This window comes from Pseudomonas promysalinigenes (assembly GCF_014269025.2).
In the GTDB taxonomy this organism is placed as follows: Bacteria; Pseudomonadota; Gammaproteobacteria; order Pseudomonadales; family Pseudomonadaceae; genus Aquipseudomonas; species Aquipseudomonas promysalinigenes.
Genome location: NZ_CP077094.1, coordinates 1,285,953 through 1,300,070 on the forward strand (window position 1 = coordinate 1,285,953; position 14,118 = coordinate 1,300,070).

Genomic DNA, 14,118 nt, shown 5'->3' on the forward strand with positions numbered 1-14,118 from the left:
GGTTCCATGGGAACCGGTCAAATACTGCAAAAAAGCCTGAGGAGCGGGCTCCTCAGGCTCAGTCTGTGATTCAACTATGGAGGCACTGTGAAGGCATTGCAAGGCGTTGAAGGACATGTGGACTGGGTCGAAGCGCAGCGCCCAGCCTGTGACGCGGGCCAAGTACGCATTCGCGTGGCTGCTGCCGGTCTGAACCGGGCCGACCTGCTGCAAATGAAGGGTCTTTATCCGCCACCGCCAGGCGCCAGCCCTTACATGGGCTTGGAGTGCGCCGGGGTGATCGAGGAGGTGGGTGCCGGCTCCGACTGGCGGGTGGGCGACCGCGTCTGCGCACTGCTGGCCAGCGGTGCCATGGCCGAAGAGGTGGTGGTCGATGCCCGCCATGTGCTGCCGGTGCCCGAAGGCCTGAGCCTGCACGAAGCGGCGGCGCTGCCGGAGGTGTATGCCACGGCGTGGTTGAACATTTTCCAGCTGGGCAAGGTGAAGGCAGGGGAGAAAGTGCTGGTGCATGCCGGTGCCAGTGGTGTGGGCTCTGCAGCGATCCAGCTGTGCAAGGCTTTTGGTAGCCCGGTGTGGGTCAGCGTCGGCTCCAAGGATCGCCTGAACTACTGCGAGGCGCTGGGCGCCGCCGGTGGCGTGGTGCGTAACGAAAACCTCGACGCGCTCGAGGACATCGGCCCGTTCGACGTGATTCTCGACCCGGTCGGTGCGAGCTACGGCGAACTGAACCTGAAGCTGTTGGCCCGGGATGGCCGCTGGGTGATCATCGGCCTGATGGGCGGGCGCACGTTCGAACTGGACCTGGCTCAGGTGCTGGGCAAGCGCCTGGAAATCACCGGCTCTACCTTGCGCAACCGCGACGATGGCTTCAAGGCCGAGTTGCTGCGCGAACTGCAACAGCAGGTATGGCCGCTGTTCAGCGAAGGGCGCCTGTCGCCGCAACTGGTCGACACCTACCCGGTTGAGTTTGCCCAGGCGGCGTATGCGGAGCTCGAAAGCAATCAGGTCTCCGGCAAGCTGGTAATGGTCATTGACCCAAGCCTTTCTTAAGCGGGCTTGATGCTTTCGGGGTGAACCCGCCGTCACTCAAATCCCAGGCCTTGGCCCGGTGGCAGCGGGTTCGCCCGCGAGCAGGCCGGGCCGGCCCTTTGAATGCTTCAGCTCCAGTTCAAGATCGGCCAGCCATTTATCTGGGCGTGCTCGCGCAAGACCGCATCCGGGTTCACCGCATATGGATGATCGACCTTCAGTAACAACGGCAGGTCGTTGCGCGAGTCGGAATAGAAACTCGCGCCCTCTAGGTTTTCCTGCTCCTGGTCCAGCCACTCCAGCAACCGGGTGATCTTGCCTTCGCGGTAGGTCAGCACGCCATGGGTCCTGCCGGTGAATACACCGTTCACCGCCTCCAGCTCGATCGCCAAGTACTCATCCACCCCTAGCCGCGCCGCGATAGGGCCGACCAGGTGTGTCCCAGAAGCCGAGATGATCAGAATCCGGTCGCCGCGCTGGCGGTGCTCGGCGATGCAACGGCACGCATCGCTGTAGATGATCGGTTCGATCACCTCCTCGACCCACGGCTCAACCAGGTGCTCCACTTCCTCCAGCGTGCGCCCGGCGATGGGCTCCAGGCTGAACGCCATATAGTCTTCCATCTGCAGGTGACCTTTGCCGTAAGCCTGCATCAGCTCATGGTCGCGGCGCAGGAAGGCCTTGCCGTCAACCCAGCCCAGCCGTGCCATCTGCTCGCTCCACAGCGACGCACAGTCGCCATTGATCAGGGTTTCGTCCAGATCGAAAATTGCCAGTGCCATGGTGTTGAGTCTCCTTAGGCCACTTCACGCAGCGCCGTGGGGTCGATCGACAGGGACACCCGCTGGCCATCGGTATGCAGGTCTTCAGGCGAACGGTTGAGCACATCGACCACCAGTTCCACCCCACGCACCTCTACGCGATAGCGGATGACGTTGCCCAGCAAGCTGTGACTGCGCACCTGGGCGTCCAGTTCACCGTGGGCACCCAGGGTGATCGACTCCGGGCGGATCGCCAGGCGACTGGTCACCGTGCGCTGCAGCAGGCGGCTGGCGCTGTCGGCCTCAAGCAGGTTGTAGTTGCCGATAAAGCCTGCGGCGAACAGGTCCGCTGGCGCTGTATAGAGTGTTTCGGCATCGCCGCTCTGGACGATGCGGCCCTGGTTCATGAGGAAGATCCGGTCAGACATGGTCAGCGCTTCTTCCTGATCATGGGTGACGAAAATGGTCGTCAGGCCAAGCTCGCGCTGGATCGCCCGGATCTGCTCGCGCAGATGTTTACGGATGCGTGCATCGAGCGCCGACAACGGCTCATCGAGCAGCAGCAGACGTGGGCGAGTGACCAGCGAGCGGGCCAGGGCCACGCGCTGGCACTGGCCGCCTGACAGCTGATGCGGGTAGCGCCCGGCGAAGCTGCCCAGCTCTACCAGTTCCAGGGCTTCGTGCACCCGTTGCTGGCTTTCATCGGCCTTGACCTTCTGCATGCGCAGGCCGAACGCGACGTTCTGTTCCACGGTCATGTTGGGGAACAGCGCATAGCTCTGGAAAACCATGCCAATGCCGCGCTTTTGCGGGCTCAAGGGCACGATATCGACACCGTCCAGCAGGATCTGCCCAGCGTCCACCGGGGTCAGCCCGGCGATGCAGCGCAGCAGGGTGGACTTGCCGCAACCGGAGGGGCCCAGCAGGGTGACGAACTCGCCCCGCTGGATCTGGCAGTCGATGTTCTCGAACACCGGGCTGCCGGCGTAGCTTTTTTGCAATTTCTGTACGCTGACGAAGCTCATGTCAGGTTTTGTCCTTGTTCAGGCGGTTGGCGACCCAGGTCAGCACCAGCACGAAAGCGAAGTACGAGATCACCAATGCGCTGTTGAAGTGCCCGCTGCTGTTGCGCATGTTGTTCAGGTACACCTGCAAGGTTTCGTAGCGAGTGCCGACCAACAGGTTGGCAAACACGAACTCGCCGAACAGGAATGAAAACGACAGCAGCAGGGCGACCATCAGGCCTTTGCGCAGGTTTGGCAGTACCACCAGCATGGCGGCCTGCCAGGTGCTGGCGCCGAGTAGCTGGGCGGCATCCATCAGGTCGCGCAGGTTTATCGCCTGCAGGTTGTTGGTGATGGCTCGGTACATGAATGGCAGGGCGATGGTGAAGTAGCAGCCGATCAGGATCCACGGCGTGCCAACCATTGCCATGGGCCCACTGCCGTAAAGCTGCAGCAGGCCTACCGACGACACCACTGGCGGTACGGCAAAGGGCAGCAGGATGAGGATGTTCATCAGCGCGTCAAGTTTCGGGAAGTGATAGTGCACCACGAACAACAGCGGCAGGATCAGCACCACCGAGAGCAGCAGTGCACCCACGCAGACCAGCAGCGACTGGCCGAATGCAGCCAGAAAGCGCGGTTCGCTCCACAGTGCGACGTACCATTTGAAGGTAAGGCCGCTGGGCAACAGGCTTGCCGACCAGCTGGTAGCCAGCGAATACAACAGCGTACCGGCCAGCGGCAGCAGCAAGATCAGGAACAGCAAGTACACCACCACCCGGTGGTAGAGCCCGGAAGATGATTTTTCAGCGCGCATGGTAGCTCCTCTTGAGCAGCCATTGATGAACCACCGTCACCACTGTCATCAGGCCCACCAGCACCATCGCCAGGGCACTGGCCAGGTTCGGATCAAGGCTGATGTCACCGGCCACCAGGCCGGCGATACGGATTGGCAGCACATTGAAGTTGCCGGTGGTCAGGGCATACACGGTGGCGTATGCACCCAGCGCGTTGGCCAGCAGGATGACGAAGGTGCCGAGCAGCGCTGGGGTCAGCACCGGCAGGCCGATATGGCGCCAGAACTGCCAGTGGCTGGCCCCCAGCAGCGCCGCCGATTCACGCCAGTCCTCGCGCAAGGCGTCGAAGGCGGGGTAGAGCAGCAATACGCCAAGGGGGATCTGGAAGTAGGTGTACACCAGGATCAGTCCGCTCTTGGAGTAGATACTGAAGTCCTCCAGCAGGCCGACCTGTTTCAGTAGCAGAGTCAGCGCGCCGTTGAAACCGAGCAGGATGATGAAGGCGAATGCCAACGGCACCCCGGCGAAATTGCTGGTCATGTTGGCGAAGGCACTGACGAAGTCGCGCAGCTTCGAGTCGACCTGGCGCAGCGAGTAGGCGCCAAGGGTTGCGATGACGATGCCGAACAGGCTGGACCAGAAGCTGATCTCCAGGCTGCGCTGCAGGGCCTGCAAATAAAATTTCGAGGCGAACACCTTGCTGAAGTTTTCCGTGCCCCAGCCTGCTTGCGATTGCAGGCTGTTGATGGCCACCCAGGCGAGCGGTGCGATCTGGAAGATGATGAAGAACACTGCGAACGGCAGCAGACACAGCAGCGCCAGGTAACGGCTACGATTGCCGGCCTTCACTTGAGCAGCTCCCGGCAGACGGTCTTGTCATGGGCCGCACCCAGCAGTTCGCAGATGGTGCCGCACAACTCGGTCTGCAGGGGTTTGGCGGCCGGGTCAAGGCTGAAGCCATCGCCGAACACGAACAGCGGTACTTCACGTTCCTCAGCCAGCAGGCCGTTGTGCGAACGGTCATTGTTCATGCCGTGGTCGGCGGTGACCATCACCTGATAACCCTCCTCCAGCCAGCCGGGCAAATAGTCGGCCAGCAGGATGTCCGCGCTGCGCGCGGCGTTACGGTACTGGCTGCTGTCCAGGCCGTGGTGGTGGCCGACATCGTCGATGCTCATAGGGTGCACCAGGAGAAAATTGGGCGCATGCCGGCGACGCAAATACTCGGCATCGGCCAGCAGGTGCGAATCCGGGTAGCGGTCGTCCCAGTAAAACAGCCCATGCTGGATCGGCAGCTTTGGCGCATGGGTGTGTCGATCGCGCTGTGGATCGAAAGGGGAGCGGTTGTACAACTCGCTCACCCAGTGATAGGCCGCCGCCGCGGTGCCCAGGTTGGCCTCCCGGGCATAATGGAACACGCTGCGCTGGTTGGACAGGCGGTTGACGTTGTTATGCACGATGCCGCTGTCGATGGGGGCCACACCCGTGAGGATGCACTCGTACAGCGGCCGGGACAGCGACGGCAGCTCGCATTCCACGCGGTACAGCGCAGCGCGATCGGCCTCGACGTAGGCGTGCAGGTGGCCCATGGCATGGTGGGCCACCTGATAGTTGAGGCCGTCGAGCAGGACCAGAATGACGTTGTGTTGCATGCTTACTCCAATCAGGCTTTGCGCGGTGGTTCGGCACTCGATGAACCACCGCGAAAGGGGCGGGTCAGGCACTAGAGAAGCCGGCGCCTCAGTCCATCTCGATGATCACTTGCTCCTGCCATTTCTGCGGCAGCGCCTTGGAAGTCGTTTCCCATGCAGCGGCATCCTTGATCGGTTGGGCGGCCTTGTATTGCTCGTTAGGCAGCAGCTTGGCCTGCACGTCCTCTGGCAGCTTCAGGTGCTCGGCACGGATCGGCCTGGCGTGCCCCTTGGCCAGGTTGATCTGCCCGGCATCGCTGAAAATGTACTCACGCGCGAGTTTGGCGGCATTGGGGTGTTTGGCGTACTTGTTGATGATGGTGGTGTAGCCGGAGATCACCGAGCCATCGGAGGGGATCAGCACCTCGAAGCGCTTGGGGTCGATCTGCTCTCGGTAGCTCAGGCCGTTGAAGTCCCAAACCACGCCCACTTCGACCTCGCCTTTCTCGATGGTCTGGATGGTCGGGTTGGCCAACGACAGTCGCTTTTGTTGGGCCAGCTTGGTGAACAACTGCAGACCCGGCTCGATGTTCTTCTCGTCACCCTTGTAGGCGATGGCCGCCGCCAGCACGCCATTGGCAGCTTGCGCAGCCGTGCTGACGTCACCGATGGCGACCTTGTATTTGCCTTTTTCCAGGTCGTGCCAGCTGGTCGGGCGATCGCCTTCCTTCACAAGGTCCTTGTTGATGATGAAGGCGATGGTGCCGGTATAGGCCAGCGCCCAGTGGCCGTCCTGATCCTTGGCCCACACCGGTACCTGGTCCCAGGTACTGGGCTTGTACGGCGCAGTGACGCCCTTGGCGGCGGCGATCGGGCCGAAGGCGGCACCCACATCGCCAATGTCGGCACTGGCGTTGTCTTTCTCGGCTTCGAACTTGGCGATTTCCTGTGCCGAACTCATGTCGGTATCGCTGTGTTTGAGGCCGTATTGGCTGGCCAGATCATCCCAGGTGCCTTTCCAGTTGGCCCAGGCATCGGGCATGCCCACGCTGTTGATTGTGCCTTCCTTGCGGGCTGCATCTTCCAGGGCTTTGAGGTCGGGGCCGGCGGCTATCGCCGAGGTGCACAGGGTAATGGCCGAGCCAAGCAGTGACGCCATGAACAACTTTTTCATCCGAAGCTCCTTGGGTGGGTGCCTAAAGCGATCGTTGTTATGAGTGAAGCGGTTAATGCCGACCGTTGGTCTAGGTCAGCAAAGCTTGAGCCAAGGTAGGCCGTTTGCGTGACAGTTTGATGTAGGGCGGGGCCGTCGCCCGCCCTGAAGCTACAGCGTAGACCAAGCACCGCCCGTGGTTTTGCTGGCTTGGCGCGTTTCTGGCAATGGCTGGACACAGCCTTTGTCATGGGATGTTCATCAGCCCTGCCTAGGCTTGCACTATTCTCCAAAGGCCCCGTTATGGGGCTGGACTAGTCCAGATAGGTAACCTTTTGATGCAATCGACGCCACCACGGGCGGTAACAGCTATCTGCCATGCCTTGCAGGAGCAGATCGAGCACGGCCTGTTGGCACCGGGCGGGAAGCTACCTGCCGAACGCAAGCTCAGTGAGGTGTTCGCCACCACCCGCATTACCCTGCGCGAGGCGTTGGTGCAGCTCGAAGCGCTGGGCTTGATCTATCGGGAGGAGCGGCGCGGCTGGTTCGTCGCTGCGCAACGGCTGACCTACGACCTGATCGAGCGTAGCCATTTTCACGCGATGGTGCGCAGCCAGGGGCGGGTAGCGAGTACCGAGTTGCTCTCGGCGCGCCTTCAACCTGCGTCTGCGGCGATCTGCGCAAGGTTGCAGCTGCCAGCGTTATCGAGCGTGGTGCGCATCTGCCGCTTGCGGCGCATCGATGGGCGGGCGGTGTTGTATGCCGAGCACTACCTCAACCCGAATTATTTCCCTGACATACTCGAGCACGAACTGGCGCACTCGCTGACCGAGCTCTACGAGCGCGTCTACGGCATCCGCTATGGGCAGGTATGTTTCGAAATCCTGCCGACTGCGCTGCCGGTGGCCGCAGCCGGAGCATTGAGGGTGTCGGCGGGGAGCCCAGGCTTGCACATCACCCGGGTCAACAGCGACCAGCATGGGCGCTTGATCGACTGTGACCTGGAGTATTGGCGGCACGATGCGATCTGCATTCGTGCCCAGGCCGGTTGAGGCGCTAGCTGCGGTCGCCGGTTTCGGCCATGCCACCGCCACCTGCGGTGACGACTTGCACCGACAGGCGTGGGGTAGCCAGATCCAGCCCGGCCTCATCGAGCTGGCGCTTGAGCGCCAGGTTGAACGCCCGCGACACTTCCCACTGCTTGATCGGCGCGGTCTTGAAACGTGCCCGCAAGACTGCCGAGCCTGACTCGAAACTCTCCACTCCCTGCAATTCCAGCGGCGACCAGATATTGCGACGCATCAGTGGATCGTTGCGCAGCTTCTGCCCAACTTCACGGATCAGTGTGATCGCCTGGTCGATGTTCATGCTGTGGGGAATGGCCACGCGGAAGATCGCATAGCCAAACTCGCGGGAGTAGTTCTTGATGCTCTTGATCTCGCTGAACGGAATGGTATGCACGATGCCGTCGATGTCACGCAGGCGCACGGTGCGGATGGTCAGGCCCTCCACCGTGCCCAAGTGGCCACCCACATCGACGTAGTCGTCGATCGCCAGCGAGTCTTCGATGATGATGAACAACCCGGTGATCAGGTCGGCCACCAGCGACTGCGCGCCAAAACCGATGGCCAGGCCGATGACACCGGCACCGGCCAGCAGCGGGGTGACGTTCATGCCCATGTTGGCCAGGGCGACGATCAGCGCGATGATGAAGATCACCACGAACATCACGTTGCGGATCAGCGGCATCATGGTCTGCGCGCGGGCGTTGGCCATGCCCCGTCGCGAACGCACCAAGGCGTGGTGCACGGCGGTGTCGGCGAGAATCCACACCAGCCAGGCGACGATCAGAGTGCCGGCCAGGCCCATCAGGCGCACGCTTACGTCATGCCCGTCGCCTTGGGCGAAACCGATCATCGACAGGCCCCACACGCGCAGCCCCAACTCGATGAATATCAGCCAGATGAACAAGTGCACCAGCAGGTAGCCGAAATTGCGCAGGCGCTCGGCATAGACCGCCTGGCGCTTGGTGGCACGTTTGGGGTTCGCCGCGTGGCGACGCACCAGGCCGTTGAGCACCATGCACACCACTACCAGTACGGTACACATCAGCGACTGGCGCAAGGCCGTGCTGGTGTCGCCTGCGGAGATGAAGGTAGCGAATAGCGATACGGCTACCAGGATCAGAGCCGGCACGAACCAGAAGCTGCCGAGAATCTCAATGGTGTCGCTCAGGGTGCGCCGGGTCAGGCGCCGGTTCAGCGGCTGGTTGCGGATCAGGTGAGCGATCGGCCTGCGAAAGCGCAGGATGAACAGGCCCGAGGACAGCGCTGCGATCACGTTGGCCAAGGTTGCCAAAGCGTGGGCCAGGTGGGTACCCAGGGCGACCAGCATGCGTGGGTCGCTCATGGCTTCGCCAAAGGCGGCGAAACTGCCGATCAGCCACAGCGGGCGAAACGCCTGGTGGCGCAGGATGTGCAGTGCGCGGTGCCGGTGGGGCCCGTCGAGCAGCGAGAAAGCGATCACGCAGATGGCCGAGAAGCAGGTGCCCACGACCAAGGCATAGGCCAGCACCATGGCCAGCGATTTACCCAGCGACGGCGGCAGGGCGAAGCTTAGGTATACCGTGAAGATAAGGGCTACCAGCCAGGGTCCCAGCTTGCGCAAAGCGAAGCGCACCAGGTCCCAGGTACGTGGGTGTTGCGGCAGCTCTTCGGTGAGGCCGAACCGCACCCGCACGCGGTGGCCGACCCAGTTGAAGGCATAGGCCAGCAGGCTCCAGACCGCGATCACGGCAGCAAAGCCGAACAGAATGGCCGGCCACTGGTGCACCGGCACGATCAGCTCGACCAGCTCTGCCTGGGCTTGCTCGATTTCCTGTGACCAGCGATGGAAGGGGCTGGAGTCGCCGCTGAACTGTTTTTCGAAGTCACCAAGGGCGCTGCCGATCAGGCCAAGAACACCCTGTTCCACGCTAGGTTGTGACTGCTTAGTGGCGTCGCGCAGTTTCTTCAGGTCCGCCAGCAGCTTGGCGCGTTGTTGGTCGTTTTCAAGGTTCTTGATCACCTCGTCCAACGATTTGCCCAGTGGCTCGGTGGCTTCGGGCTGGGCGGGGGCGCTCGAGCCCAGCAGGCTGGGCAAGCCCGCGGCGTGGGCCGGGGCAATGAAGAAGAATAGCAACAGGGCTAGGCAACGCAGGAAGGCTGGCACCGGGAAATCTACCTCAGGTAAAACGATTGCCCGAGTGTAGAGGTTTATGCCGGCAGTTTCTCCAGGATCGTCCAACACGTGAGGCCGAAGATGCCCAAGGTGCCGATCCACATCATCACCACCCCTGCATTGCGCTCGCGCAGGCTGAAGCCAATGGTCAGCAGCATCAGAAACAGAAATACCGGTACGAATAGTGAAACGAAGGGGGACATGGCAGTAATCCTTCTGCGTTCGCGTGGCTGTACTTAGAGCATAGTCCAGACGCATGAGCGATAGATGGCCCTACCGGCTGAGTGTCAGCAGGGTCTGAATGGCTGGTGAATATTGTTCGAGCACGCAAGCAGGCTCCCACAGTTCGCCTGAACCTGGACGCCTTGCCTGACCCTTCGCCAACAGGGCCCGCCGGTGCGATTGCAGCGGGCCCTGCGCAGGGTCAAGGCAACTCGCGGCTACGATAGAACGCGCTCAACACCTTCACCAAGTGAGCCAGGTCGTGGCTACCGCACAGTTCGCGGATCGAGTGCATGGCGAAGGTCGGCAAACCGATATCCACAGTACGTACGCCAAGGTGGCTGGCTGCGATTGGCCCGATGGTCGAACCACAGCCCATGTCGCTGCGCACCACGAAGCTTTGCACCGGCACTTCCTCGGCCATGCACAGGTGACGGAAGAACCCGGCCGTTTCGCTGTTGGTGGCGTAGCGCTGGTTGTTGTTGACCTTGATCACCGGGCCGGCATTGAGCTTGGGCCCGTGGTTGCCGTCATGCTTGTCGGCGTAGTTGGGGTGCACGCCGTGGGCGTTGTCGGCCGAAACCATCAGCGAGCGCTGAATCGTACGGACATAGGCGTCGCCGTCCGGCAGCAAGCGCTGCAAGGTCTGCTCGAGCATCGGGCCGTCGGCGCCGCAGGCCGAGCAGCTGCCGACTTCTTCATGGTCGGTGCACACCAGCACACAGGTTTCATCGCTGTCTGCCGCCAGCAGGGCCTGTAGGCCGGCGTAGCATGACAGCAGGTTGTCCAGGCGGGCGCCGGCGATGAAGTCGCCGTGCAGGCCGATCAATGCGGCGTCCTGGGTGTCGTAGAAGCTCAGCTCGTAATCGAGCACCACGTCTGCATTGAGCTCGTGCTCGCGAGCCAGCTGTTCGGTGAGCACGGCGCGAAAGTCGATGCGTTCGTCCCCGGCGACCTGAGCCAGAATCGGCGGCAGTTCGTTCTGTGGGTTGATGTGCCAGCCTTCGTTGGCGGTGCGGTTCAGGTGAATGGCCAGGTTGGGGATGACGGCTATCGGCAGTTTGAAGTCGATCAGTTGGCTTTCGACCTTGCCATCGCGGCGGAAGGTGACCCGCCCAGCCAGCGACAGGTCGCGGTCGAACCACGGCGCCAGCAGCGCACCGCCATACACCTCTACGCCCAGTTGCAGGAAGCCTTGGCGTTGCAGCTCAGGCTGCGGCTTGACCCGCAGGCACGGGCTGTCGGTATGCGCGCCTACCATGCGGATACCATTGAGCAGCGCTGGCTGCTTGCCCAGCTTGATGGCGATGATCGAGGAGTCGTTGCGGGTAACGTAATAGCGCCCGCCCGGCACCGTGGCCCAGCTGTCACGCTCGTCCAGGCGCTGATAGCCGGCCGCCTCCAGGCGCTGGGCCAGGCTGGCGGTGGCATGGAAAGGCGTCGGGGAGGCCTTGAGGAATTCGATCAGGCCGGTATTCAGTGCTTCGCGCATAACTCACTCCAGACAGCAGTGGCGCGAGTTTAACGCAGTTGACTTCAGAACGGGGCAGGGCACTCGAACTTCAAGCGCTCACCGCTGACTGGGTGGGTGAAGCTCAGCATCGAGGCATGCAGGCACAGCCGTTCATGTGCTGCAAGCGCCTGCGGGTTGGCGTAGAGACGGTCGCCCAGCAGCGGGTGGCCGATCGAAAGCATGTGCACGCGCAACTGATGCGAGCGGCCAGTGATCGGCGTCAGCTCGACCCGGCAGTGATCCTGGTAACGTTCCACGACACGCCAGAAGGTCAGCGCATGCTTGCCCTGCTCATGGTCGACGACATGCCGCGGCTTGGTAGGCGGGTCGTAGCGCAGCGGCAGGTCGATGCTGCCGCTGTCCAGCGCAGGTTGGCCCCAGCACAATGCGGTATAGGCCTTTTCGGTTTCGCGGTCATGGAACTGTCGCGACAGCTCGCGGTGGCTGTCGGCATCTCGCGCCAGCAGGATGATGCCGGAAGTTTCCCAGTCCAGGCGGTGCACGATCAGCGCGTCCGGGTAGCCGTTTTGCTGCAGGCGAGTGATCAGGCAGTCCTTGTTGTCCTCGGCGCGGCCTGGCACCGACAACAGCAGGGTTGGCTTGTTGATCACCAGAATGGCGGCGTCTTCATGGAGGATCTGGATGTTCGACAGCGGCATTGCAGGGTCTCGGTCAAATCAGGGAAAAACAGCGGGGCCGCATTGCCGCCCTTGGCGACACAAGGCCGCTCCCACAGGGCATTGCATAACCTGTGTGGGAGCGGCCTTGGGTCGCGAAAGGGCGGCAATGCGGCCCCAGCTTCAAGCCAAATCAGCGATCAGGCAAGGTGATGTTCAGCTCCAGAATCGAGCAGCTGCCTTGGTTTTCCAGCTCGATATGCACATCGTCATTGCCGATGTTCACATACTTGCGGATCACTTCCAGCAGTTCTTTCTGCAGCGCCGGCAGGTAGTCCGGCTCGCTGCGCTGGCCGCGCTCATGCGCCACGATGATCTGTAGACGCTCTTTCGCTACCGACGCGCTGGACTGTTTCTGTCTGCCACGAAAGAAGTCAAAAAGGTTCATGGTTTATTTGCCTCCAAACAGGCGCGCGAAGAATCCTTGCTTCGGCACTTCGATGAAACGCAGGGGTTTCTCTTTGCCCAGGAGGCGGTCGACCGTGTCGCTGTAAGCCTGGCCGGCATCGCTCTGGTCGTCGAGGATCACCGGGATACCCTGGTTGGAGGCCTTCAGAACGGCTTGCGACTCGGGGATCACGCCCTTGAGTTTGATCGCCAGGATTTCTTCGACGTCGGCGATGCTGAGCATTTCGCCTTTCTCGACGCGCTCTGGGTGGTAGCGGGTGATCAGCAAGTGTTCCTTGATCGGCTCTTCGCCGTTCTCGGAGCGGCGCGACTTGCTCGACAGGATACCCAGCATACGATCGGAGTCACGTACCGAAGAAACTTCAGGGTTGGTCACGACGATGGCTTCGTCGGCGAAATACATCGCCAGGTGGGCGCCTTTTTCGATACCGGCGGGGGAGTCGCAGATCACGTAATCGAACTGTTCTTTCAGTTCCATCAACACTTTTTCCACGCCTTCCTGGGTCAGCGCGTCTTTGTCGCGGGTCTGGCTGGCAGCCAGCACGAACAGGTTCTCGAGGCGCTTGTCCTTGATCAGGGCCTGCTGCAGGTTGGCCTCGCCGTTGACCACGTTGACAAAGTCGTACACTACGCGGCGCTCGCAGCCCATGATCAGGTCGAGGTTACGCAGGCCCACGTCGAAGTCGACGATGACCGTCTTGTGGCCGCGCAGTGCGAGGCCGGTGCCGATGGCGGCGCTGGTGGTGGTCTTGCCCACACCCCCTTTGCCGGAAGTAACGACGAGAATCTTGGCCAAGGTGTTTCACCCCTAAATAAGTTGGGACGCATGTCCCATGCAAAATGCAAATAATGGCAACCGTTAAAAAAGTTGCTCTAAAAATGACGGCAAGTATCCGTTAAAGACGGGTGATGTTCAACACGTCACCGGACAGGCTGACTTGCACGCCAGCGCCCCACAACGGGTCGCGGCGCAGGTCTTCGCACACTTTGTACTGGCCGGCGATCGAAACCATTTCAGCGGTCATCTGCTGGCAGAAGATACGTGCCCTGGTGTTGCCTTTGATGCCAGCCAATGCCCGGCCACGCATCGCGCCGTACACATGGATGTTGCCATCGGCAAGAAGTTCCGCACCTGGGCTGACCGAGGCGGTGACGATCAAGTCGCCACCCTGGGCGTAGATCTGCTGACCACCTCTTACTGGCGAGGTGATGATGCGGGTCGGGCGTACCTGCGGCTCGGGTTCGGGTGCCGGCGCCGGGGCAGGTTCGGCTTTTTTCACCTCAGGCTCAGGTTCCAGCGGCCGCTCACGGGCGCCGGACGGCGGCAGCACCGGCAGGTCGATGGCGATCGCTGCGGCGATGTCCTCGATGCGGCTGGCGCGGATGGCCAGGGTGCGCAGGCCATGGTGGCGGCAGATGCGCATCAGCCCGGGCAAGTCGATCGCCCCTTCGTCGGCCGGCAACTTGTCCAGCGCCAGCACCAGCGGTGTATTGCTGAAGAAATTGGGGGCCAGTGCCACCTTTGCCGCCAACTGGCGGTCGAGGGCTTCGAGGTCGTTGCGCCCCAGTTCCAGCACGGTGATGGCGAGCATGCTGCCCTTGAGCTGGAACACGGAGGCGGTGTCGGGTGTTTGGTTTGGGCTCATGGTCTGCATAGACGGCTTGTTGCGAAAAAAGTGCCCTGACTTATAGCGATAAGACCGG

General features: G+C 61.9%; 15 protein-coding genes. 2 read left to right on the forward strand and 13 right to left on the reverse strand.

Annotation, left to right across the window (positions count from 1 at the left end):
• The first annotated feature begins 87 nt into the window (after positions 1-87).
• Positions 88-1,050 carry an NAD(P)H-quinone oxidoreductase gene (locus HU725_RS05990; RefSeq protein ID WP_186476536.1) on the forward strand — a complete coding sequence of 321 codons (963 nt, stop codon included), beginning with the start codon at positions 88-90 and terminating at the stop codon, positions 1,048-1,050.
• A 107-nt stretch (positions 1,051-1,157) separates the two neighbouring features.
• On the opposite strand, the gene HU725_RS05995 is transcribed toward HU725_RS05990, so the two are convergent.
• The 6 genes from HU725_RS05995 to HU725_RS06020 form a co-directional block, all read right to left on the reverse strand.
• Positions 1,158-1,811: an HAD family hydrolase gene (locus tag HU725_RS05995; RefSeq protein ID WP_060478802.1), complete on the reverse strand. Its 654-nt coding sequence runs from the start codon at positions 1,809-1,811 to the stop codon at positions 1,158-1,160.
• A gap of 14 nt (positions 1,812-1,825) precedes the next feature.
• A complete protein-coding gene (locus HU725_RS06000) occupies positions 1,826-2,815 on the reverse strand; it encodes an ABC transporter ATP-binding protein (protein WP_186476537.1) in 990 nt (329 codons plus the stop codon).
• Between the two features lies 1 nt (position 2,816).
• Positions 2,817-3,611, reverse strand: coding sequence for an ABC transporter permease (locus tag HU725_RS06005; RefSeq protein ID WP_186476538.1), 795 nt, complete (start codon positions 3,609-3,611; stop codon positions 2,817-2,819).
• A complete protein-coding gene (locus HU725_RS06010; RefSeq protein ID WP_186476539.1) occupies positions 3,601-4,440 on the reverse strand; it encodes an ABC transporter permease in 840 nt (279 codons plus the stop codon). Before HU725_RS06010 ends, HU725_RS06005 begins: the two co-directional genes overlap by 11 nt.
• Positions 4,437-5,243 (reverse strand): alkaline phosphatase family protein, encoded by an 807-nt coding sequence (locus tag HU725_RS06015; RefSeq protein ID WP_186476540.1) that lies wholly within the window; start codon positions 5,241-5,243, stop codon positions 4,437-4,439. The genes HU725_RS06010 and HU725_RS06015 overlap by 4 nt, the downstream gene beginning before the upstream one ends.
• Positions 5,244-5,331: 88 nt before the next feature.
• The gene (locus HU725_RS06020; RefSeq protein ID WP_186476541.1) at positions 5,332-6,396 is read right to left on the reverse strand and encodes an ABC transporter substrate-binding protein; all 1,065 of its coding nucleotides are present in this window, start codon (positions 6,394-6,396) and stop codon (positions 5,332-5,334) included.
• 317 nt (positions 6,397-6,713) lie between these two features.
• Between HU725_RS06020 and HU725_RS06025 the strand changes: the two genes are divergently transcribed.
• The gene (locus tag HU725_RS06025; protein WP_186476542.1) at positions 6,714-7,427 is read left to right on the forward strand and encodes a UTRA domain-containing protein; all 714 of its coding nucleotides are present in this window, start codon (positions 6,714-6,716) and stop codon (positions 7,425-7,427) included.
• A 4-nt stretch (positions 7,428-7,431) separates the two neighbouring features.
• Here HU725_RS06025 and HU725_RS06030 read toward each other — a convergent pair whose 3' ends face one another.
• The 7 genes from HU725_RS06030 to minC form a co-directional block, all read right to left on the reverse strand.
• Positions 7,432-9,585: a mechanosensitive ion channel family protein gene (locus HU725_RS06030; protein ID WP_060478809.1), complete on the reverse strand. Its 2,154-nt coding sequence runs from the start codon at positions 9,583-9,585 to the stop codon at positions 7,432-7,434.
• A 44-nt stretch (positions 9,586-9,629) separates the two neighbouring features.
• Positions 9,630-9,797: a hypothetical protein gene (locus HU725_RS06035; protein ID WP_186476543.1), complete on the reverse strand. Its 168-nt coding sequence runs from the start codon at positions 9,795-9,797 to the stop codon at positions 9,630-9,632.
• A 221-nt stretch (positions 9,798-10,018) separates the two neighbouring features.
• Positions 10,019-11,308, reverse strand: a complete 1,290-nt coding sequence (locus HU725_RS06040; RefSeq protein WP_060478810.1) for a M18 family aminopeptidase — start codon at positions 11,306-11,308, stop codon at positions 10,019-10,021.
• A 44-nt stretch (positions 11,309-11,352) separates the two neighbouring features.
• On the reverse strand, positions 11,353-11,988 hold the full coding sequence (locus HU725_RS06045) for an RluA family pseudouridine synthase (protein ID WP_186476544.1): 636 nt from the start codon (positions 11,986-11,988) through the stop codon (positions 11,353-11,355).
• Positions 11,989-12,139: 151 nt separating this feature from the next.
• Positions 12,140-12,394 carry a cell division topological specificity factor MinE gene (gene minE / locus HU725_RS06050; protein WP_021782476.1) on the reverse strand — a complete coding sequence of 85 codons (255 nt, stop codon included), beginning with the start codon at positions 12,392-12,394 and terminating at the stop codon, positions 12,140-12,142.
• Between the two features lie 3 nt (positions 12,395-12,397).
• Complete coding sequence (minD, locus tag HU725_RS06055) at positions 12,398-13,210, reverse strand: septum site-determining protein MinD (RefSeq protein ID WP_054893840.1); 813 nt, start codon at positions 13,208-13,210, stop codon at positions 12,398-12,400.
• Between the two features lie 100 nt (positions 13,211-13,310).
• Positions 13,311-14,069, reverse strand: a complete 759-nt coding sequence (minC, locus tag HU725_RS06060) for a septum site-determining protein MinC (protein ID WP_186476545.1) — start codon at positions 14,067-14,069, stop codon at positions 13,311-13,313.
• Positions 14,070-14,118: the final 49 nt, after the last annotated feature.